We start from the raw sequence: 20,933 nt of genomic DNA on the forward strand, positions 1-20,933 counted from the left end.
CTCAGTTCTCCTTGAGCGTGGCGTTGCCCTGTGCGACGACCGGTTCGACGAGCGCGCCGATCATCTCGAAGCCGTGGCCGACGGTCTTTCCCTGGCTGAACCGGTAGTAGATGCCCTCGGTGATCACCGCGAGCTTGAAGAACGAGAACGCCACGTACCAGTCCAAGTTGGACACGTCACGGCCGGTGCGCCTGGCGTAGTGGTCGATCACCTCGTCGGCGCTCGGGTAGCCGGGCGCGCCGCTGACGTTGGAGATGATCGAGTCGTCCGGTGTCTCGCGGGACGCGTACGCCAGGGTCAGCCCGAGGTCGGCGAGCGGGTCGCCGAGCGTGGACATCTCCCAGTCCAGCACCGCCGTGATCCGGTCGTCGAGCACCAGCGTGTTGTCCAGGCGGTAGTCGCCGTGCAGGACCGTCGCCTCGGCCGACGACGGCAGCCGCGCCGCCAGCCGCTCGTGCAGCCGGTCGATGCCGGGCAGGTCACGGCTGCGGGACGCGTCCAGCTGCTTGCCCCAGCGCCTGAGCTGGCGTTCCAGGTAGCCCTCTGGCCGCCCGAAGTCGCCGAGCCCGACCGACGGCGGGTCGACCGCGTGCAGGTCGGCAAGGGTGTCGATCATGGCGAGCGCGATCGCCCGTGTCCTCTCCGGACCGAGCTTGCCGAGTTCGTCCTTGCTGCGGTACGGAACTCCCGGCATGTGCTCCATCACGTAGAACGGCGCACCGAGCACTTCGGTGTCGTCGCACAGGAAGTACGTGGCCGGAACGGGCACAGCCGTGTCCTTCAACGCCGTGATCACGCGGTACTCGCGGGACATGTCGTGCGCGGTGGGCAGCACGTGCCCCAGCGGTGGCCTGCGCACCACCCACTTCTGCTTGCCGTCGGTGACCACGTAGGTCAGGTTCGAACGGCCACCTTCCACGAGTTCCGCCGACAGCGGGCCGTCGCCGAGCCGGGCGCCCAGCTTGCCGAGGTCGAGTCCGGGCAGGCTCATCGGACGATCCTGCTCACGATCTCGGCGACACAGGCGGGCTTGCCGCTGCCCTCGATCTCCACGGTGACCTTGGTGATCGCCTGTTTGCCGCCCTGGACGTCGGTGACGTCCAGCAGCTGCGAGGTGGCACGCACCCGCGCGCCGACCCGCACCGGCGAGGGGAACCGGACCTTGTTGGATCCGTAGTTCACCACCATGGCCACGTTCTCGATCTGGTAGATGTCCCTGACGAGCACCGGGACCAGCGACAGCGTCATGTAGCCGTGCGCGATCGGCCCGCCGAACGGCCCGGCGTCCGCCTTCTCCACGTCCACGTGGATCCACTGGTGGTCACCGGTCGCGTCGGCGAAGAGGTTCACCGCCTCCTGGGTGATCTCGTGCCACTCGCCGGTGCCGAGCACCTCGCCCTTGGCCGCCGCCAGCTCGTCCGCGTCCTTGAAAACCCGCATGGTCAGCGTCCTCTCAGTCCTGCGGCCCACCGGCCGCGTACACGACCTGGCCGGAGACGAAGCCCGAACCCTCGCTGGCGAAGAACGACACCAGGTGGGCGATGTCCTCGGGCTCGCCGACCCGGCCGACCGGGATCTGCGTCGCCGCGCCCGCCTTGAAGTCCTCGAACGAGACGCCGAGACGCGCCGCGGTCGCCGCGGTCATCTCGGTCGCGATGAAACCGGGCGCGATCGCGTTGACCGTGACGCCGAACTTGCCGAGCTCGATCGCCAGCGTCTTGGTGAAGCCCTGCAGACCCGCCTTGGCCGCCGAGTAGTTGGCCTGGCCGCGGTTGCCCAGCGCGGACGTGCTGGACAGGTTGACGATCCGGCCCCACTTCTCCTGCGTCATGTACTTCTGCGCCGCCCGGCTCATCAGGAACGAGCCGCGCAGGTGCACGCCGATCACCGAGTCCCAGTCCGTGTCGGTCATCTTGAACAGCAGGTTGTCCCTGGTGATCCCCGCGTTGTTGACCAGGACCACCGGCGGGCCGAGTTCGTCGGCGACCTTGGCGACCGTCGCCTCCACCTGCTCGGTGTCGCTCACGTCGACCGCGAGGCCGATCGCTTTGCCACCGTCGGCCGTGATCGCGGCCGCGGCCTCTTTGACGCCCGCTTCCTGCAGGTCCAGCAGTGCGACGGCGAACCCGTCGGACGCCAGCCTGTTCGCTACGGCCGCCCCGATGCCGCGCGCGGCGCCGGTGACGATCGCGACCTTGCTCATGCCTTCTCCTTAAGTGATGTCAGCAGCAGATCCGCGTAGTGATCGGCGATCTGGGCGGGCGTGAGCCTGCCGTTGCGGCGGTACCACACGCCCAGGTGGTGCACGGAGCCGAAGAAGTAGTCCACCACCAGGTCGGCGGGCACGTCAGCGCGGAGATCACCGTTGCGCTGCCCCTCTTCGACCAGTGCGCGGAACCTCTCGTGGTACTTGCGCCGCTCGGCGCGCACCGCGCGTTGTTTCGCCGCGCTGAGGTGGTGCATGGACTGGGTGAAGATCTTGAAGTCGTCCAGGTTCTCGATGGTGGTGACGACGACGTCCGCGGCCGCGTCCCGCAGGCGTTGCGGCGCGGGGTCCTCGCCGGCCGCGAACTTCTCCAGCCGGGCGGTCTGGTCGCGCAGCACGCGGCCGTAGATCTCGTGCAGCAGGTCGTCCTTGGAGCCGAAGTAGTGGTACATCGCGCCCTTGGTGACCCCGGCGGCCTCGACGACCTCCTGGACCGACGTGCGGTCGAAGCCCTGCTTGGCGAACAGCCTCGTGGCCTCGGCAAGCAGCCGGTCGTCCACACCGGACGTGTTCGCGGGCCTGCGGCTCATCGTCGGCATACCTCCGTATTCCCAGACACGGCAACCATACCGCTCGGTATGTCGATGGCAAACCTCGACGTGATCTAAGCAACCGCTTAGCATGTCAACCATGACACTCGAGGACGGCGTGCGCTACTCGGTGACCGGCGGCGTCGCGACCGTGACTTTCGACCGGCCGGACCGCAACAACTCGATGGACCTGGCGATGGAGCGCAGGTACGGCGAGCTGCTGCGGTCGCTCGAGACCGACACGGGCGTGCGCGCCATCGTGCTGACCGGCGCGGGCAGGGCCTTCTGCCCCGGCGCCGACCTGGACGTCCTCGCCGGCGTCTCGCCGGGCAACGAGGTCGACTTCCAGGTCGAGCACGTCCAGGCGGCCGCGTTCGCCGGCAAACCCGTGATCGCGGCGGTCAACGGCGGGTGCGCGGGCCTCGGCTTCGTCATCGCCTGCACGGCCGACGTGCGGTTCGCCGCGGCGGGCGCGAAGTTCACCACCGCGTTCGCGCGCCGCGGCCTGATCGCCGAGTACGGCATCGCCCAGCTGCTGCCCGGCCTGGTCGGCCGCGGCCGGGCGATGGACCTGCTGCTGTCGGGCCGGACGTTCACCGCCGAGCAGGCCCACTCGTACGGCCTGGTCCAGGAGGTGTTCCCCGGTGACGAACTGCTCGCCGCCGCTGAGGCGTACGCGCGTGAGCTGGCCGCGTTCAGCGCGCCGCGGTCGATGGCCGTGATGAAACGGCAGGTCCTGGACGAGGCGTCGATTCCACTGGAGGAGGCCGGTCTGCGGGCCGCCGCGCTGATGAACGACTCGTTCACGCACCCGGAGTCGAAAGAGGGCGTGGTCAGCTGGCTGGAGCGGCGCCCGCCGCAGTTCCCGCCGTACCCGGCCTGAGGCCCCGTCCCTGTGAGGTGAGCAACCGCTTAGTATGCGAACTCGGGTACCGACTGGTAGGTATGGCTACGGGACACCGGAACTCGCTCACCGGGCGGAGGAGCCGAGCATGCGCAGCACGAGCGTGGCGTACTCGCGCCCCAGCGCCTTCGGCGTCTTGCGCGCCCGCTCGCTGTACCACCGGGCCACGTCGATGCCCAGCGACAGCACGGCCCGCGCGGCGATCTTCTCGTCGGGAACGGTGAACGAGCCGTCCTTGACGCCGTCGGCGATCAGGGACTGGACGAACTGCTCGATCCGGCGCCGCAAGGCTGCCACGACCGCGTACTCGTCCGCGGGCAGTGCCTCCAGTTCGTACTGCACGACGCGGGCGACGACGTGGCGCCGGGCGTGCCACTCGACGAACCGCTCGACCAGCAGGCGCATCCGGTCGACCGGAGCGCCGTCGGTGCCCGCGACCCGCTGCACCATCTCCAGGGTCTGCTGGTGTCCGTCGCGGCTGATCGCGAACAGCAGCGCCGCCTTCGACGAGAAGTGCACGTACAGGGCCGCCGGGCTCATCCCGGCCGCGGTGGCGATGTCCCTCGTGGTCGTGCCGTGGAAACCGACCCTGGCGAAGGACTCGACCGCGGCGTACATCAGTCGCCTGGCCGCGTCGGGCTTGACTTCCGGCCACAGGTCGGCGGGCAGCGACATCGTCATAACAGCACAGTAGCCGCACGCTAAGCGTGTGCTTAGGAAAGGACGCCGAAGTGACGTCGTTGAAGGACCGGGTGGCGATCGTCACCGGCGCCAGCCGTGGCATCGGGCTCGGCATCGCGAAGGAACTGACCGAGCGCGGCGCGAAGGTGTGCATCACCGCGCGCAAGCCCGAGGCGCTCGAAGAGGCCGCCAAGTCGCTCGGCGGACCGGACAACGCGATCTTCGTGCCGGGCAAGGCCGACGACACCGACCACCAGGACGAGGCGATCGCCCGCACGATGGAGGCGTTCGGCCGGGTCGACATGCTGGTCAACAACACCGGCATCAACCCGGTGTTCGGCCCGACCGTGGACATCGACATGGGCGCCGCCGCGAAGATCCTCGCCGTGAACGTGCTCGCGCCGCTGTCGTGGACGCGCAAGGCACGGGACGCGTGGATGGGTGAGCACGGCGGGTCGATCGTGAACGTGTCCTCCATCGCCGGGCTGCGCGCGTCGCCCGGCATCGGCCTGTACGGCGTGAGCAAGGCGGCGCTGATCCGGCTGACCATGGAACTGGCCGTCGACCTCGGGCCGGGCATCCGGGTGAACGCGGTCGCGCCCGCGATCGTGAAGACGAAGTTCGCCGGTGCGCTGATCCAGGACAACGAGGAAGCCATCTCGCAGGCCTACCCGCTCAAGCGGCTCGGTCAGCCCGCCGACATCGCCAACGCGGTCGTGTTCCTGCTGTCGGAGGAGTCGAGCTGGATCACCGGCCAGACGATCGTGCTGGACGGCGGCGTCTCACTGGGCGGTGGCCTGTGAGCTTCTCGCTCGCGGGCGCGGGCGTCGTCATCACCGGCGGCGGCCGGGGGATCGGCGAGGCGCTGGCCCGCCGCTTCGCCCGCGAGGGCGCCCGGCTGGTACTGGCCGATGTGGACAGTGCGGTCGAGACGGTCGCGGCCGAGCTCGGCGCGACCGCGGTCGTCGGTGACGCCGCGGGCGAGGAAGGCGTGGACCGGCTGATCGCGCTGGCCCGCGAGGCCCTTGGCGAGATCGACATGTACTGCGCGAATGCGGGCGTCGCGCCGATGGGCGGCCCGGACGCGCCCGAGGAGGACTGGGCGCGCGCGTGGGACGTGAACGTGATGTCGCACGTCCGCGCGTCACGGGCGCTGCTGCCGGCCTGGCTGGAGCGCGGACGCGGCCACTTCCTGGCGACCGTGTCCGCCGCCGGGCTGCTCACCAGCCTCGGCTCGGCGTCGTACTCGGTCACGAAACACGCCGCGCTCGCGTACGCCGAATGGCTGCTCGCGACGTACAAACACCGCGGTATCAGCGTGCAAGCCCTTTGTCCACAAGGGGTTCGCACGAAGATGCTGGAGGACACGGGACCAGGCGGCCAGTTCCTGATGGCCGAGAGCGCGATCTCCGCCGAGCAGGTCGCCGACGACGTCGTGGCGGCGCTGGGCGGGGACTCGTTCCTGATCCTGCCGCACCCCGAGGTGGCCACGTACTACGCGGCCCGCGCGACCCAGAACGACCGCTGGCTGGCCGGGATGAACAAGATCCAGCGCAAACTCGACGCCATCTGAGATGCCGGGCGGGGCAGGCGGCCCCGCCCGATCTCGTTGACGACATACTGAGCGGTTGCTGACTTCGGATGCGCAAAGCCCTCGCTTCCCAATGGGGTTGAGGCTCGTGGACAACGACGTCCGGCATCGGCGACGGGTGGCGACCGCGGCGGGGCTCGCCTCGGCGGTCGAGTGGTACGACTACTTCATCTTCGGCGTGGCAGCCGCGCTGGTGTTCGGCCGCCAGTTCTACCCGGCGGACGATCCGGTCGCCGGTGTCCTCGCTTCGTTCGCGACGTTCGCGGCGGGTTTCGCCGCCCGCCCGCTCGGCGGCATCATCGCAGGTCACCTCGGTGACAAGCGGGGCAGGAACCGATGCTCGTCGGCGCGTTGACGATCATGGGCCTGTCGACGACCCTGATCGGCCTGTTGCCCACGTACCAGTCCGTCGGGATTCTCGCGCCGATCCCGCTGCTCGTGCTCCGGTTGCTGCAAGGCCTCGCGGTCGGCGCGCAGTGGAGTGGCGCGGTACTGCTGGCGACCGAGTACGCGCCTGCGGGAAAACGGGCCTCTACAGCAGTTTCGTCCAGCTCGGCGTCCCGATCGGCGTGGTGCTGGCGAACACGGTGTTCCTGCTCTCGGTTCAGCTGGCGGGCTCCGGTTTCGCGTCCTGGGGATGGCGGATTCCCTTCCTGGTCGGCGTTCTGGTTCTCGTTCTGGCGTGGTACATCCACGTCAGGGTCGAGGAGACGCCGGAATTCCGTGCGGCTGAGGCGAAATCCGCTGACGCCGAGGTACGCGCATCGCCGCTGCGCGTCGTACTGCGCGAGCACCTCGGCACGGTCCTGCTCGCGGCGGCTCGTTCGCGGTGAACACGGCGACGTTCAACATCCTGCTGACCGGCGTTCTCGACTACGCCACACGCCACCTCGGCCTGCCGCGCGGCACCATCCTGACCATCACGATCCTGGTCAGCCTCACCCAGTTCGCGGTGATCCCGTTGGCGGCCAAGCTGTCCGACCGGATACCGCGGATCCGGATCTACGCGGCGGGCGCGATCGGGGTGCTGGTGTCGGCGGTCCCGATGTTCCTGCTGATCGACACCGCGAGCTACTTCTGGACCGTGGTCGCCGCGCTCGTCGCCAGCACGTTCATGAGCATCATGTCCGGCCCGCAGGCCGCCCTGTTCGCCGAGTTGTTCACGCCGGAGATGCGCTACACCGGCGCGTCGCTCGGGTACCAGATCAGCGCGGTCCTCGGCGGTGGGCTTGCTCCGTTCGTCATGGTGTTGCTGCTCGAGTGGACGGGCACATCGATGTCGGTGTCGCTGTACATCGTCGCGCTGGCCGTCGTCGCCCTGTTCTCCATCGCGTCCTCGCCCGGCGGGCCCGGGTACGGCAGGACAGCGCTGGTCAGACCGTCTTGAAATAGACATACGGTCGACCGTATTGTTTTCTTGTGACGAACACGAACGAGCACGCTGCCCTGAGCACGCCGGAAGCGACCGCGGTCCCCTGGCCCGCGGTCGCCACGGTCCTGGTGGGGATGTTCATGGCGATCCTGGACTCCTACATCGCGATCGTCGCCGGGCCGGCGATCCAGAGCGACCTGCGCGCGACCGACGGCGAACTGCAGTGGGTGCTCGCGAGCTACCAACTCGCCTACGCCGTCTTCATGATCACCGCGGGCCGGATCGCGGACCTCCACGGGCGCAAACGCTTGTTCATGCTGGGCATCGTGGTCTTCACGCTCGCGTCCATCGCGTGCGCGGTCGCGCCCAGCCCGGGTGTGCTGGTCGCGGCACGCATCGTGCAAGGCCTTGGCGCGGCTATGGCCGTACCGCAGGTCTTCGGCGTGATCACGCTGCTCGTACCGCCCGCGGGCAGGCATCGTGTCTTCGGTGTTCTCGGCGTGGTGATGGGCCTGGCCACGATCGGCGGGCAGTTGATCGGTGGCGTGCTGGTCGGGGCCGACCTGTTCGGTTCCGGCTGGCGGGCGGTGTTCTGGGTGAACGTTCCGATCGGGATCGTCACGCTCTTGCTCGCGGCGAAGTACGTACCGGAGTCCAAGGCTGCGGGCGCCCGCCGTCTCGACGTGCCCGGTGTGGCGGTCCTGACCGCGGCCCTGTTCCTGCTGACCTTCCCGCTGATCCAAGGCCAGGAAGCGGGTTGGCCCTGGTGGACGTGGGCGTGTTTCGCGGCCAGCCTGGTCGCGTTCGCCACGTTCGTGTTCATCGAACGACGGGTCGGCGACCCGCTGATGAACCTGGCACTGTTCCGGCTGCGTTCGTTCTCGCTGGGCTTGGTGCTCGTCATCTGCGTGTACGCGTTGCTGTCGTCGTACTACCTGGCATTGTCGGTGTCGCTACAGGACGGCCTGGGGTTGTCGGCGTTGGAATCGGGTCTGGTGTACGTGCCTACGGCGGTGGTGTTCTTCATCTCCGGTCTGGTGGCGGGCAGGCTGGCACCGAAATACGGCAGGCGGGTGCTCGAAGCCGGTTCGATCATCGTCACGATCGGCTACCTGTCGGCCGCGGTGCTGCTGCTCACCATCGGTGAGATGACGCCGGGCCTGGTGGTTCCCACGTTGATGCTGCAGGGCCTCGGCGGCGGCCTGCTGATCACGCCGTTGCTCAACTCGGTGCTGGCGCGGATCGAACCGGATGCGGTGGGGATGGCCTCCGGTGCGCTGTCGACTGCCCAGCAAGTCGGTGCGGCGCTGGGTGTCGCGGTGGTCGGTGCGGTGTTCTTCACGTCGTTCCGGCCCGATGTGGACGGTCCCGCGCAGGCAGCGGGTCACGGCTTCGCGGCGGCCTCGCTTGGCGTGTTCGTCATCGCGGTGATCGTGACGGGCCTGGTGTTCCTGCTGCCGAGGACGCGCGTCAGCCGATGATCCCCTCGACGATGCGGCGGGCCTTGTCCGTCGCATCGTCCACGCCCATGAACAGCGCGGTGTTGGCCGCGTTGAGCACGGCGTCGATCTGGAACGCGGTCAGATCCGCGTCGAGGTCTGGAATCTCCTTGGCCACCACGGCATGGCGCAGTTCCGCCGCGATGACCCCCAGCCATTCCTGCCATTGGCGCTTGAGCGCGTCACGGATCGGGCCGGGCTTGCTGTCGTACTCGGCGAGGTTGGCCACCCAGAAGCAGCCGCCCGAGAACGTCGGCCGCTCGATGTAGGCGATCCAGTTGTCGATCAACGCCCGCAGGCGGGCGATGCCGTGCATGGCCGGGCGGGCGGGCGCGACGACGGCGTCGATGAACAGTTCGCGTGCGTAGTCGATCGTGGACAGCTGCAGCGCTTCCTTGGTGCGGAACAGGGTCTGCACTCCGGCCTTGCTGACGCCCGTCGCGGTGGCGAGCCCGCCGAAGCTGACTCCCTCGAGGCCTTCCAGCGAGGCCGTGTCCACGGCTTCGCGCAACACGATCTGCCGGGTACGGGCCCCACGAAGCAAACGCTTGTCAGTGACCTCGCCGTCGGACATACGGCCGATCCTACTGTCTGTTACGGGCGGGCACTGTTGCCCAGCACGTGGGCGAGCTGCTTGACCACCTCGGTGGCCAGCACCGCCTGGCCCGACGTGGAGAAGTGGATCCGGTCCTCGCTCAGCAGGTTCGCCCGGTCGTTGAGCGGGTGGTCCCACGTGTCGGCGAGAGCGGCGCCGTACTCGGCGGCCAGCTCGCGCACGATCGCGTTGAGCTTGCGGATCCGCTCGTTCCAGTCGGGGAACACCGGCACGACGTAGGCCCTGCCGTACGTGAACGCGATCAGCTGGGCGCCGGTCCGCGCCCCGATGTCGTACAACCGGCGCAGGTCGCGCTCGATCTGCGCGAAGTCCGGCTCGCGGCGCACGATGTCGTTGGCACCGGACGGCAGGTGCAGCAGGTCCGGCGCGAAATCGACCATCCGGTCCACCTGCTGCTCCAGCACGTCCGGGGTCCTCGCGCCGACCACGGCCACGTTGAGGTAGCTCAGGTCCGGGCGGACGTCGCGGAGGATCCCGGCCAGCCGGTCCGACCAGCCGAGACCGGCGTAGCCGGGGGTCGGGTCACCGGTTCCGGCCGACAGGCTGTCGCCGATCACGGCGAACCGCGACCACGGCGCGTCGTAGAGCAGGGCCGCCGCGGCCTTGGCGGACAGGCAGAACGGGTCGGTCGCCTCGGTCAGCGCGGGAGCAATCGTCACCAGAAAAGAATACGTCCGACCGTATGCAAAATCAACCGTCACTCCTCGGTGGCGGACAACGACAACCGGACACGGAACCCGCCGTCGTCCGTCGGCCCTGTTTCCACCACGCCACCCAGCAGTTCGGCGCGCTCACGCAACCCCATCAAGCCGTGCCGGGCGCTGGGCAGCGGCACGGCCGGCCGCGTCGGCCTGGTGTTGGCGATCGTGACGATCAGGTCAGCACCGACGTGTTCGATCCGGACGACGGCCGTGGCGCCGGGAGCGTGTTTGCGCACGTTGGTCAACGCTTCCTGCACCGTGCGGTAGATCGTGCGCTGCGAATGGGCGCCGATCCCGCTGGGAACACTGCCTTCCAGCCTGGCGTCGATACCGCTGCCCGCGATCAGCCGCGCCAGGTCGGCGAGCGTCGGCTGCGGGGTGAGCTCGGTCTCCAGACTTCCGGAGGCGCGCAACAGGTTCACCATGTGACGCAGTTCGTCCAGGGTGTCGATGCTGAGCTTGCGGATGGTCTGCGCCGCGTCCTTCGTGCCCGGATCCGGCGTGCTGACCTGCAACGCACCCGCTCGCACGGCGATCAGGCTGACCTGGTGGGACACGACGTCGTGCATCTCCCTGGCCAGCTGAGCCCGTTCCTTGGCCAGCACGGTCTGCTCGATCAGTTCCCGCTCGTGCTCACGCGCCTGGTCGATTTCCTTCAGCCGCAACGAAAGAACCTGCCGCGTACGCACCAGCTCGCCGAGGAACGCGGGCGCGGCGGCGGTCATCGTGGCGTAGACGGCGTTGAGCAGGAACGCTTTGCCAGGGATGTCCGCGAAATCGAAAGGTGGCCATGGGCTGGCATAACCGACGGCCACCACAAGCGCGCACACCACAAGAGCGCGCCGATTGTCCTTGAACCTGGCGACCGTGTACAGCCCGATCAGCGTGGCGACAGCGGCCTCGGAGATGAACATCGCCGGCACAGTCACCGCGAACGACAAGTACGGCCAACGCCGCCGCCCTACCAGCGCGAACGCAGCGATCAGAGCGGCAGTGATCGACACGTAGTCGATGTCGTGGTCCACCGGGATCCCGGAGATCCCGGTGCTCAGCCAGACGTCCGCGAGAGCCACGCCGACGAACAAGGCGCCGGTCGCACGTTCCCGGACGGTCACCACTCGACGTCCCGCAGCAGGCCTGCGCGCTGCGCCAGCAACGCCGCCTGCACCCGGCTACCGACCCTGAGCTTGGTCAGAATGGCGCTGACGTGGTCCTTGACCGTGCCGACGCTCAAGTGCACCCGGTTGCCGATGTCCGTGTTGGACAATCCCTCCGCGATGAGCACGAGCACATCGCGTTCCCGGTCGGTCAGCTGCGCCACCCGGTCGGCGGCGACCGAGCCGGCACCCGTGTCCAGGTAGCCGTCCACCACCGCCCTGGTGACCTTGGGTGACAACACCACCCCGCCACTGGCCAGCGTGCGGACCAGCTGGGCCAGCTGCTCGGGGTCGGTGTCCTTGAGCAGGAACCCGGACGCGCCCGACCGCAGGGCCGCCGCGATGTACTCGTCCGCGTCGAACGTCGTCAGCATGGCCACGACCGGCGGATCGGGCGTCTCCCGCAGCTGACGCAGGATGGTCAGCCCGTCCACGTCCGGCATCCGGATGTCCAGCAGCACGACATCGGGCCGGTGCTGGTCGATCTCGCGCACCGCGTCGGCACCGGTCGTCGTGGCCACCACGTCGATGTCGCCGGCCGCGCGCAGGATGAGCTCGAAGCCCGAGCGGATCAACGCCTCGTCGTCCACCACCACTACCCGAATCACGCTCGGCTCCTCATCACGATCCCGCCCTGCTCACCGAGCGTAACGGCGGTTGATCAGTTTCCCGGCCAACCGACCGGCCTGACGCAGGGTGATTCTCGGCAAGTACGCCTTGGTGATGGCGTTGCCGATGCTGGGCAACGCGGACGCGTCCGGGTAGCTCATGTACAACGGCCGGTACTGCGGCTGGAACTTCGCCTTGAAGGCCAGCAGCGAACGGAATCCGTACACCGGTTCCAGCGTCCGGCCGACGACGTCGAGCACCCGCTGCAACAGCGTGACCGGTTCGTCGCGTTTGCGCCGGGCAAGCGGGGCACCGGACAGGCTGATGTACCGCACGCCCTCGTCGCGGCACCGGATGGCCATCGAGGCGATCAGGAACTCCATCACGCCCGTGAACGCCGTGTTCCTGCGGCGCATGAAATCCAGCGTCCACGCGACGATCTCACCGTCCTCGCGGACCGGCAACCAGCTCGTCACCCCGTGCACCTGGCGGTCCTCGTCGACGGCCACCAGGCACCGGACGTCGTCGTCGGCGAGCTCCTCGAGGCTGCCGAGCGTGAAACCCATCTCGGGCAGTCCCTTGTCGGCCAGCCAGGCGTCCGACAGCTCCTCGATCTGCCGGGTCATCCACGGCGGCGCGTCCCGATAGCCCGTCCACTGCGCGGTGACGCCGAAGTTGCCCGCCTTGTTCATGGCCGTGCGCACGTCCTGCCACTTCTTGCCGCGGAACTCCAGCCCCGGCAGTGCAAGGACGGTTTCCTCCGCGACCTGCACGGAACTCCACGACGACAGCTCCGTGCGCAACGTCTCGCCGACGCTGTAGAAACACGGCGTCCACCCGTTGGTCGCGCAGAACCGCGTGAACTGCTGGATGGCCTTGTTCTTCGAATCGGGCGCGCCGATCGGTTCACCGGTCGTCAACGCCACGGTCGAGAGGACCCGGTAGGCCACCACCGCCTTGCCGTCCGGCGTGAACCAGTAGTCGTTGCCACGCCACGTGATCATGTGCGACATCGAGGTACCGCCGTACTCGGCGAGCAGCTCGCGGGCCCGTGACCGGTCCGCGGCCCGGCGTTCGACGATCGCCTTGCGGAACGTGACCAGCCCGCCGATGATCACGACCAGCCAGAACACCACGCCGATCCACTGGTGCAGCAGCATCGCGGGCCAGCCGACCGGCACCACGGCGAAATCCACGAGACCGAGGTACCCCGGCGGCGCGAACCGGGTCGGCAGGTCGGTCAGGATCGCGCGCAGCCCCGGCTCCGACTCGAACTGGCCGCGCAACAGCCAGGCACCGGCGGTGTAGATCACCGCACAGGCGACCACGGTGCCCAGCGTGATCACCGCGAACCTCCGGTACGTCCCCGGCGGCGCGGACACCTCGAACTTCTTCCTCGTCGCCAGCAACAAGATCATGAGCACCAGTGGCTGGGCCAGCGGCACGAGCAGCTGGATCCAGTCCTGAGTGGTCGTCGGCAGCACATCGTCCGGATAGGACATCAGCAGCAGCACGCCGAGCCAGGTGAGCGTGATGTTCAGGCCCGCGGTCACCCACCAGGCGAACTTGCGGCCACGGCGCAGCCCCTCGGCCAGCACGAGCAGCAGCAGGACCGGGACGATCGACAGGATCGCCGACCCGACCCCGCTCATCCGCAGCAGGACACGCAGGTGCTGGCAGTCCAGCACGGCCGACGGGTCGCCGCAGACGTACTCCAGGTCAGCCGGATCCGGCTGGTCGCCGACGAACAACGACTGCAGCACCGACAACGGCCCGTTCGCCGTCTGCGTCACCGTCGCGATGAGCGGCCCGACCGCCGAAGCGGCCACCACCAGCGCGACCAGCAGCCGTGTCTCCACTCTGGACGGGTTCTCGCCCGCCATCGGCTTGCGGCCGAACACGACCGCCCCGGCGGCGAGACCGGGCAGCACCGCGAACAGCCGGGCGAGGTCGACCATCGAACCGACGTACAACGCGCACATGACCAGCGCGAGGGACAACACCACCCGCAGCCGCCGCCGCCAGGTCGGCGTCAGGTGGAAGCTGACAGCGAACCCCACCCCGATCGCGCCGGCAGCGGGATCCACCTCGACAGCCGACAGCAGACCGATCGGCCACCACTCCCCGGTCCGCATGCTGAGCGCGATCATGCCCGCCGCGAGCGACGAGCCGATGGCGTGCGTGGCGAAGAAGATCAGCGCGGTCCTGATGGACCCGATCCGCTGTTCCGCGAGCCCGCACAGCCACGCGACCAGCACCGTGGCCCAGATGTAACCGCTCAGGCTGCCCGCCCAGAACAGCGACGACACCGGGCTCCACCAGTGGCCGAGGCCGAACTGGTCCGGCCCGAAACCGACCTTGTCGATCAGCTCGTCCGACGGCCCGTGGGACAGGCTGTGCGTGACGAGCGCCACCGTCCACAGGGCCACCACCAAGGCGACGGTGAACGGGGCACGGCGCAGAAGTGCTTTCACCGTGTCAGTCCCAACCGGGCAGCCAGCCAGTCGAGCGACTTGACGAACCCGGCAGCCCACGAGTGCCAGTTGTGCGGGCCGGGCACCTCGAACCACTCGGCATCGAGGCCGTTGCGGATGGCCGCGTCGTACACAACCTTCTGCTGCGGCAGGTAGGCGTCGACCGAACCGACCGTGAACGCGCCCGCCGAGCCCGGATACTTGCGCGTGGCCAGCAGATCCAGCGGGTTGATCGCGTGGAACGCGGCCTCGTCGCCGCCGAACACCTCCTTCACGGTCTTCTCACGGGTGCCGAGCGACGGCTCCTGCTGACCGGATATGTCCACAAAGGTCGGATAGACCTGGGGCCGGCGCAGCGCGAGTTGCAGCGCGCACGTGCCGCCGTAGGAGAACCCGGCGACCGCCCAGTGCTTGGGGTCCGGGTCGACCTGCAGGTTCTGCCGGATCCAGTCCGGCACGTCCTTGGTCAGGTACGTCTCGTTCGCGCCGAGCTTGGAGTCGACGCACAGCGGGTTGTTGAGGGTGCTGCCCGTGGCGTCGGGCATCACGACGATCGGGGCGAGCCCGTTGTGCGCGGCCGCGTACCGGTCCATCGTCGCGGCGATCTGACCACCGTTGATCCAGTCGGTCGGTCCACCCGGCTGACCGGGCAGCGCGACCAGCACCGGCAGCAGCGGCCGGGCGTCGGTGAGGTACGCGGGCGGCAGGTACAGGTACGCCTGGCGCGTCGTCGGGAAGCGGGAAACCGGGCTCGGGATGAACGCCTGGGTGACCTTCCCCTGCTTGGGCATGTTCGACGGCGGCTGCCAGCTCTCCACCAGCGGCCGGTCGGGCTCCGTGTGGAACGGGGTCTCCGTCGGCGGCGTCAGATCACCGAACGGGATCTCGTTGGCCGGCGGCAACCCGAGCGCGCCGCGCAAGCTCGGGTACTGCCCGTAGTAGGCGTTGATGTTCAGCATCGACGCCACGACAGCCAGAACCGCCACCACGACCGCCGCCACCCGCCGCCGCCAGGAGGTTTTCCAGAGCGACACCACGGCGAGACCGACCCCGGCCACGCCGCAGCCCGCCCACGCGACCACGCGCAACGGCAACGAATCGGGGAACGGCTGCCACACGCCTTCGACCAGCCACCAGATCAGGAGCGTGACAGCGACGCTGACCCCGACGAGAACGGGAACCGTCCGGATCCACCATCGGCGGTCGCGTCTGATCAGCAGCGCCACACACGCGAGCACGGCGACGACAGTGGCCACGATCGGCCCTCTGCCGTTCACCAAATCCCAGTCCAGCACGGTGTCCCACACGATTTCTCACCCAGTCCCTGTCCGTCACCCATCACAATGGACGACAGGGACCGGACGAAGGTTGCCCTCGGATCGCGTGCGGACGGCTCAGGCCGGGCAGATCCAGCCGGTCGGTCGGCGGATCCAGCCGACCGGCGGGGGTGCCCCAGCCACCTGGGGGATGGCCGGCTATCCGGTTTCCTCGTCACCACCGATCGTGGCGATCTCGGTGGCGGCGTCCGGGCCCTGGTCGAGCAGGACGCGGAAACCGTCCTCGTCGAGCACCGGGACCTTGAGCTGCACGGCCTTGTCGTACTTGGCGCCGGGCGAGTCCCCGACCACGACGAACGACGTCTTCTTCGACACCGAGCCGACTGCCTTGCCACCACGGGCGATGATGGCCTCCTTCGCCTCGTCGCGCGACAGCGTCGGCAGGGTTCCGGTGACCACAATGGACAAACCTTGCAGGTTGCGCGGCACCGATTCGTCCCGCTCGTCCGCCATGTTCACACCCGCTTCGCGCCAGCGCCCGACAACCTCGCGGTGCCAGTCGATCGCCCACCAGTCCCGCAGCGCGGTCACGATCGTCGGCCCGACCCCCTCGGCCGCGGCCAGCTCCTCCTCAGTGGCTTCGAAGATCCGTTCGAGCGAGCCGAACTCGATCGCCAGCGCCCGCGCCGCCGTCGGGCCGACGTGCCGGATGGACAGGGCGACGAGAACTCGCCACAACGGCCGCTGTTTGGCCGCCTGGAGGTTCTGGGCCAGCTTGGCGCCGTTGGCCGACAGCTCACCCGCGATCGTCCGGAACAGCTCGACCCGCTTGAGGTCGTCCTCGTCCAGGTCGAACAGGTCCGCTTCGTTGTCGTACACATCGGAATTGACCAGCGCCGCCGCGCTCTCGTAGCCGAGCACCTCGATGTCCAGCGCGTTGCGGCTGCCGATGTAGTCCAGCCGCTCACGCAACTGCCCCGGGCAGTACTGCGCGTTGGGACAACGGATGTCGACATCCGCTTCCTTCTCGGGACGCAGCAGCGTGCCGCACTCGGGGCACGACACCGGCATCACGAACTCGCGCTCCCCGCCCGTGCGCGCGTCGACGACCGGGCCGAGCACCTCGGGGATCACGTCACCGGCCTTGCGCAGCACGATGCGGTCGCCGATCATGACGCCCTTGCGCTTGACCTCACTGGCGTTGTGCAAGGTCGCGCGGGCGACCGTGGACCCCGCGACCGACACCGGCTCCGTCACCGCGTACGGCGTGACCCGGCCGGTCCGGCCGACGTTGACGCGGATGTCGAGCAGCTTGGTCGTGACCTCTTCCGGCGGGTACTTGAACGCGATCGCCCAGCGCGGCGCGCGGGACGTGGTGCCGAGGCGGCGCTGCAACGGCACCTCGTCGACCTTGATCACGATGCCGTCGATCTCGTGCTCGGCGTCGTGCCGGTGGTCCTCCCAGTACTTGATGAAGTCGTTGACCTCTTTGTGCGTCGACAGCACCCTGGTGTGCGTCGACACCGGCAGGCCCCACGCCTGCAACGCCTCGTACGCGTGCGACTGGCGGTCCAGCTCGAAACCGGCGCGCTTGCCGAGACCGTGGCAGATCAAGCGGAGCTTGCGGCTCGCGGTGACACTCGGGTCCTTCTGCCGCAACGAACCGGCCGCCGTGTTGCGCGGGTTGGCGTAGACCTGCTTGCCCGCCTCGGCCTGCTTGGCGTTGAGTTCCAGGAAGTCCTCGACGCGGAAGAAGACCTCGCCGCGGACCTCGACCAGCTTCGGCACCGGGTACTCGTCCGTGCCGGTCAGCACCTCCGGCACGTCCTCGATCGTGCGGACGTTCAACGTGACGTCCTCGCCCGTGCGCCCGTCGCCCCTGGTCAGCCCCCTGACGAGGCGGCCGTCTTGGTAGAGCAGGTTGATCGCGAGGCCGTCGATCTTCAGCTCGCACAGGTAGTGTGCGGCGTCCCCGACCTCCTTGGCGACCCGGTCGAACCACGAGGTCATCTCGTCCGCGTCGAACGCGTTGTCGAGGCTGAGCATGCGTTCGAGGTGGTCGACCGCGGTGAACTCGGTGGAGAACGTGCCCCCGACCTGCTGCGTCGGCGAATCCGGCGTGGCTAGCGCGGGGTGTTGCTCCTCAAGGCCCTGCAGCTCACCGAGCAGCTTGTCGAACTCGCCGTCCGTGATCGTCGGCGAATCCAGCACGTAGTAGCGGAACTGGTGGCCGCGGACCTCGTCGGCCAGCTCCGCGTGTCGCGTGCGGGCGCCCGCCGGCACGTCTTCGACGCCTTGCGGTTCATCAGTGCTGGTCACGATCGGCAGAGTAGTCCAGGCCCCTGACAATCCCGCGCAGCTCGAGCAGCCCGATCGAGCCCTGCGGCTCGGCGTCGGCGGTCTCCACCCGGCGCAGCCGCTCGGCGGCCAGCCGCTCACCGAGAGTGGCGTCCAACGGCAGGTAGGTCAGGGCCTCCCGGGCCGCCGGGTCGAGCTCGGCGAGCTTCGGGTGGTGCACGGCGACGTCGACGACGCCCTCGGCCTCGTCGACCTGGACGGCGACCCGGACGTCGGCGAGCGGGATGCGGTGCACGCCCAGGTTGACCGTGACCTCGGTCGGATCGGGCACGGGCGGGACGGAGTCGTGGAACTCCCAGATGGCGTCGTCCGGCGGCGCGGCGGCCTTCCACGCGTCGGTGAAGGGCCGCAGCCGCGGGTCCTCCTGACCCGAGATGACCAGGGCGTAGATGGAACGCTGTCCCCGTTCGAGCGAGAAGTGCAGCTCGGGGTGGACGACGGCGACGAGTTCGCACAGGTCGTTCTCGACCCGATTGGGTTCCGCGTCACCGAGCGCGGCGCTGACGGTGGGCAGCAGATCCGCCCATCCGCGCCAGAACTCAGCCGCGGCCTCGGCGGGATCCCGCTGAGGCGCCGGGTCGGTACGACGTCGCCTGAACCACTTCACTCACGCCAACCTAGTGGTTGCTGGCTCAGCGGGTGGCGGTTTCGACGCGGTCGGGGCCGAGGTAGTAGTGCATGGTGACCTCGCCACCGCCCGGCCGCGTCCACGAAGCGGTCTGGCTGAGAACACGCCGCCACCCGGTCCGCTCGTAGAACGCCAACGCGGCCGGGGCATGGCCCACAGTGTCCAGGACGAGGCGAAGCCCTCGCTGCGCTGCCTCCTCGCCGACAGCGTCCATCAACGCGGCGGCCACCCCCTGACGGCGTGCGGCCGGAACGACGAACAGCCTGGCCACGGCCGCGAGCCGGGCAGGCTCGACGCCCGCGGCATCGAGGACCGCCGGGACAGCGCACGGCCCATGCCCTTGCTGCAGGGCCACATGTCCGAGGACCACGCCGTCGGACTCGGCGACCCAGCTGCCGACCAGACCGTCCGGGTTCAGCCACCCGGCCGGTTCGGCCGGCCAGTTCGTGGGATACCGATCGGCCGCGTGTACTTCCGCCACCGCCTTGACGCACGCGTCGACGTCGTCAGCAGTGCGTTCCCGAATGATCACCCCAGGCACCCCGGGGATTCTGGCACTGCCCGGATCGCACATCCACGCGATTTCCAGCAACCTGCCGGTGCAGCCGCACGTCCACTTGGGTCATGCGGGGTTTATGGCTTTTGCCGGTACTGGTACTCCTGGCGAGCTGCACGACCGACACACCGCGAGTCGGGCCTCCGGTGGCCGCGAGCCCCACGCACCCGAACGCCGACTGGGGCGCGTTCCCGCTGGACCGCAAGCCACGACCGATCATCGTGGTCAGCCCGCCGCAGCAGGCGAAGCACACGCTGACGGTGACGTCAGCGGAGCAGCCACCAGCGACAGTGCCCGTCGCCCTGCCGGACGGGACCGTCGAACTGCCGACCATCCCAGCCGCCCAGGCCGCTGCGGCGGCGAGTGCGCGCGGCGAATCGGAACTGCCGGTGTCGGCGTCGCTGACCTCGGCGGTGTTCAGGACAGATCGAGGCGAAGTGACGCTGCCCGTGTGGCGTTTCGGCACGTCACCGGCGGTCGAGTGGCCCGCGTTGGACTCGGCGGCGTTCTGGAAGCTCGGCAAGGTCCGTGTGCCGGTGTGGGGCACAGCGCCCGCGAAGCTCACGGGCCTGAAACTGACGGTGTCGCTGCCGTACAGCCCAGAACCGTGCCCCGACTCTCCGGCGCCGCAGTTCCGCGGCGTCGTGACCGAGTCAGGGCCGACGGTGATGGTCCACGCGGCCCCGGCCGTCCCGCAACGATGCGCGCCAGGACGAAGCGACGTACGCCCGTTCGAAGTCACCCTCCGCGAACCACTGGGCGCGAGGGTGCTGGTCGACGGGGCGGGATCAGCCATCGCGGTCGAACCCTGACGCACGCAGGGCGACCGCGAGCAGTTCGGCAGCGGACCCGAGCAACCGCCGTCCACCAGGCCAGACAGCCCTGAGCTGACGGCGCAGGTCAAGGCCGTCGACGGTGACCTCGATCAACCGCCCCTCGGACAGGTCGGCGTCAACGGCGAGGACGCTGAGCACAGCGGGCCCGGCGCCATCGACAACCGCACTGCGCACAGCGGTGGTCGACCCAAGCTCAGCGACTGGGATGAGGTCACCGACCTTGGCCTTGCGCAGGGCGCGCTCCAACGTCTCCCGCGTGCCGGAACCACGTTCCCGCACGACAAGCGGCGTCGCGGCAAGATCAGCGGCCGTCAACGCCTTCCGCCGCCGCGCCCAAGCGTGGTTGGGCGGCACGACGACCGCGAGCCGGTCGGTGGAAACCCGCCGGGCGGACAACTCGGCGGGAACGGTCGGCGACTCGACGAAACCGAGATCCACCTCCCCGCTCCGGACAAGATCGCAGACGAGGCTGGAGTTGGTGACGACAAGACCGACGTAGAGGTCAGTCCGCGCCCGCCGCAACTCCCCGATCCACCCCGGCGCGAGGTGCTCGGCGACAGTGAGACTGGCCGCGACCCGCAACTCGGCGGCCCGCCGCGACCGCAACGCCTCAGCCCCGGCGACCAGCACGTTCAACTCGTCGAGAACCCGCCTGGCCCAGTCGGTGACAACGCGGCCGTCGGGCGTGAGCGCGGAACCCCGGCGCGTCCGGTCGACGAGCGCCAGCCCCAGCTTGCGCTCAAGGCTCGCCAACCGCTTGCTGGCAGACGGCTGCGCGATGCCCAACTTGGTCGCTGCCCTGCCGATGCTGCCCAGTTCACCGACCAGGACAAGCAGACGCAACGACTCCAGATCCGGAGTCATAGCCACAGGGTATG

The 20,933-nt window shown here is 69.0% G+C and carries 23 protein-coding genes; 8 read left to right on the plus strand and 15 right to left on the minus strand.

The window, feature by feature from the left end; all coding sequences use genetic code 11:
* Position 1 precedes the first annotated feature (1 nt).
* From AOZ06_RS45475 to AOZ06_RS45490, 4 genes are read right to left on the minus strand one after another with little or no spacing between them, the layout of a single operon-like run.
* The gene (locus AOZ06_RS45475; RefSeq protein WP_054295043.1) at positions 2-991 is read right to left on the minus strand and encodes a phosphotransferase family protein; all 990 of its coding nucleotides are present in this window, start codon (positions 989-991) and stop codon (positions 2-4) included.
* Positions 988-1,440 carry a MaoC family dehydratase gene (locus AOZ06_RS45480; RefSeq protein WP_054295044.1) on the minus strand — a complete coding sequence of 151 codons (453 nt, stop codon included), beginning with the start codon at positions 1,438-1,440 and terminating at the stop codon, positions 988-990. Before AOZ06_RS45480 ends, AOZ06_RS45475 begins: the two co-directional genes overlap by 4 nt.
* Positions 1,441-1,453: 13 nt before the next feature.
* Positions 1,454-2,203, minus strand: coding sequence for a 3-oxoacyl-ACP reductase FabG (fabG, locus tag AOZ06_RS45485; protein WP_054295045.1), 750 nt, complete (start codon positions 2,201-2,203; stop codon positions 1,454-1,456).
* Entirely contained in the window at positions 2,200-2,796 is a 597-nt protein-coding gene (locus tag AOZ06_RS45490; protein WP_236951947.1) for a TetR/AcrR family transcriptional regulator, read from the minus strand. The genes fabG and AOZ06_RS45490 overlap by 4 nt, the downstream gene beginning before the upstream one ends.
* 100 nt (positions 2,797-2,896) lie before the next feature.
* On the opposite strand from AOZ06_RS45490, the gene AOZ06_RS45495 reads away from it, so the two are divergent.
* Entirely contained in the window at positions 2,897-3,679 is a 783-nt protein-coding gene (locus AOZ06_RS45495; RefSeq protein WP_054295047.1) for an enoyl-CoA hydratase-related protein, read from the plus strand.
* Positions 3,680-3,766: 87 nt separating this feature from the next.
* Here the strand turns inward: AOZ06_RS45495 and AOZ06_RS45500 are convergent, their stop codons facing one another.
* Positions 3,767-4,381, minus strand: a complete 615-nt coding sequence (locus AOZ06_RS45500) for a TetR/AcrR family transcriptional regulator (protein WP_054295048.1) — start codon at positions 4,379-4,381, stop codon at positions 3,767-3,769.
* 50 nt (positions 4,382-4,431) lie between these two features.
* On the opposite strand from AOZ06_RS45500, the gene AOZ06_RS45505 reads away from it, so the two are divergent.
* The 6 genes from AOZ06_RS45505 (at position 4,432) to AOZ06_RS45520 (ending at position 8,825) form a co-directional block, all read left to right on the plus strand.
* The gene (locus tag AOZ06_RS45505; RefSeq protein WP_054295049.1) at positions 4,432-5,184 is read left to right on the plus strand and encodes an SDR family oxidoreductase; all 753 of its coding nucleotides are present in this window, start codon (positions 4,432-4,434) and stop codon (positions 5,182-5,184) included.
* A complete protein-coding gene (locus AOZ06_RS45510; RefSeq protein WP_054295050.1) occupies positions 5,181-5,954 on the plus strand; it encodes an SDR family oxidoreductase in 774 nt (257 codons plus the stop codon). Before AOZ06_RS45505 ends, AOZ06_RS45510 begins: the two co-directional genes overlap by 4 nt.
* 106 nt (positions 5,955-6,060) lie before the next feature.
* Complete coding sequence (locus tag AOZ06_RS60935; RefSeq protein WP_225953054.1) at positions 6,061-6,327, plus strand: hypothetical protein; 267 nt, start codon at positions 6,061-6,063, stop codon at positions 6,325-6,327.
* 121 nt (positions 6,328-6,448) lie between these two features.
* Positions 6,449-6,805 carry an MFS transporter gene (locus tag AOZ06_RS60940; protein WP_225953055.1) on the plus strand — a complete coding sequence of 119 codons (357 nt, stop codon included), beginning with the start codon at positions 6,449-6,451 and terminating at the stop codon, positions 6,803-6,805.
* A complete protein-coding gene (locus AOZ06_RS60945; protein ID WP_236951948.1) occupies positions 6,802-7,359 on the plus strand; it encodes an MFS transporter in 558 nt (185 codons plus the stop codon). The genes AOZ06_RS60940 and AOZ06_RS60945 overlap by 4 nt, the downstream gene beginning before the upstream one ends.
* A 32-nt stretch (positions 7,360-7,391) precedes the next feature.
* The gene (locus tag AOZ06_RS45520) at positions 7,392-8,825 is read left to right on the plus strand and encodes an MFS transporter (protein ID WP_063810230.1); all 1,434 of its coding nucleotides are present in this window, start codon (positions 7,392-7,394) and stop codon (positions 8,823-8,825) included.
* On the opposite strand, the gene AOZ06_RS45525 is transcribed toward AOZ06_RS45520, so the two are convergent.
* The 9 genes from AOZ06_RS45525 to AOZ06_RS45565 form a co-directional block, all read right to left on the minus strand.
* Positions 8,815-9,417, minus strand: a complete 603-nt coding sequence (locus AOZ06_RS45525) for a TetR/AcrR family transcriptional regulator (protein WP_054295051.1) — start codon at positions 9,415-9,417, stop codon at positions 8,815-8,817. The genes AOZ06_RS45520 and AOZ06_RS45525 overlap by 11 nt on opposite strands.
* A gap of 20 nt (positions 9,418-9,437) precedes the next feature.
* Positions 9,438-10,118 carry an SGNH/GDSL hydrolase family protein gene (locus AOZ06_RS45530; protein WP_083472368.1) on the minus strand — a complete coding sequence of 227 codons (681 nt, stop codon included), beginning with the start codon at positions 10,116-10,118 and terminating at the stop codon, positions 9,438-9,440.
* A gap of 38 nt (positions 10,119-10,156) precedes the next feature.
* Positions 10,157-11,275: a sensor histidine kinase gene (locus AOZ06_RS45535; RefSeq protein ID WP_236951949.1), complete on the minus strand. Its 1,119-nt coding sequence runs from the start codon at positions 11,273-11,275 to the stop codon at positions 10,157-10,159.
* Entirely contained in the window at positions 11,272-11,925 is a 654-nt protein-coding gene (locus AOZ06_RS45540; protein WP_054295052.1) for a response regulator, read from the minus strand. The genes AOZ06_RS45535 and AOZ06_RS45540 overlap by 4 nt, the downstream gene beginning before the upstream one ends.
* A gap of 30 nt (positions 11,926-11,955) precedes the next feature.
* Positions 11,956-14,400, minus strand: a complete 2,445-nt coding sequence (locus tag AOZ06_RS45545; protein WP_054295053.1) for a bifunctional lysylphosphatidylglycerol flippase/synthetase MprF — start codon at positions 14,398-14,400, stop codon at positions 11,956-11,958.
* Entirely contained in the window at positions 14,397-15,707 is a 1,311-nt protein-coding gene (locus AOZ06_RS45550; RefSeq protein ID WP_054295054.1) for an alpha/beta hydrolase, read from the minus strand. Before AOZ06_RS45550 ends, AOZ06_RS45545 begins: the two co-directional genes overlap by 4 nt.
* 168 nt (positions 15,708-15,875) lie before the next feature.
* Positions 15,876-17,996: an NAD-dependent DNA ligase LigA gene (ligA, locus tag AOZ06_RS45555; protein ID WP_054295055.1), complete on the minus strand. Its 2,121-nt coding sequence runs from the start codon at positions 17,994-17,996 to the stop codon at positions 15,876-15,878.
* Positions 17,983-18,642 (minus strand): hypothetical protein, encoded by a 660-nt coding sequence (locus AOZ06_RS45560; protein ID WP_054295056.1) that lies wholly within the window; start codon positions 18,640-18,642, stop codon positions 17,983-17,985. Before AOZ06_RS45560 ends, ligA begins: the two co-directional genes overlap by 14 nt.
* A gap of 25 nt (positions 18,643-18,667) precedes the next feature.
* Entirely contained in the window at positions 18,668-19,195 is a 528-nt protein-coding gene (locus AOZ06_RS45565) for a GNAT family N-acetyltransferase (protein ID WP_218921884.1), read from the minus strand.
* A gap of 170 nt (positions 19,196-19,365) precedes the next feature.
* On the opposite strand from AOZ06_RS45565, the gene AOZ06_RS45570 reads away from it, so the two are divergent.
* Complete coding sequence (locus AOZ06_RS45570; protein WP_054295057.1) at positions 19,366-20,031, plus strand: hypothetical protein; 666 nt, start codon at positions 19,366-19,368, stop codon at positions 20,029-20,031.
* Here the strand turns inward: AOZ06_RS45570 and AOZ06_RS45575 are convergent.
* Positions 20,008-20,919 (minus strand): LysR substrate-binding domain-containing protein, encoded by a 912-nt coding sequence (locus tag AOZ06_RS45575; RefSeq protein WP_054295058.1) that lies wholly within the window; start codon positions 20,917-20,919, stop codon positions 20,008-20,010. The genes AOZ06_RS45570 and AOZ06_RS45575 overlap by 24 nt on opposite strands.
* Positions 20,920-20,933 lie beyond the last annotated feature (14 nt).

The sequence above is a fragment of the Kibdelosporangium phytohabitans genome (assembly GCF_001302585.1).
Lineage (GTDB): Bacteria > Actinomycetota > Actinomycetes > Mycobacteriales > Pseudonocardiaceae > Kibdelosporangium > Kibdelosporangium phytohabitans.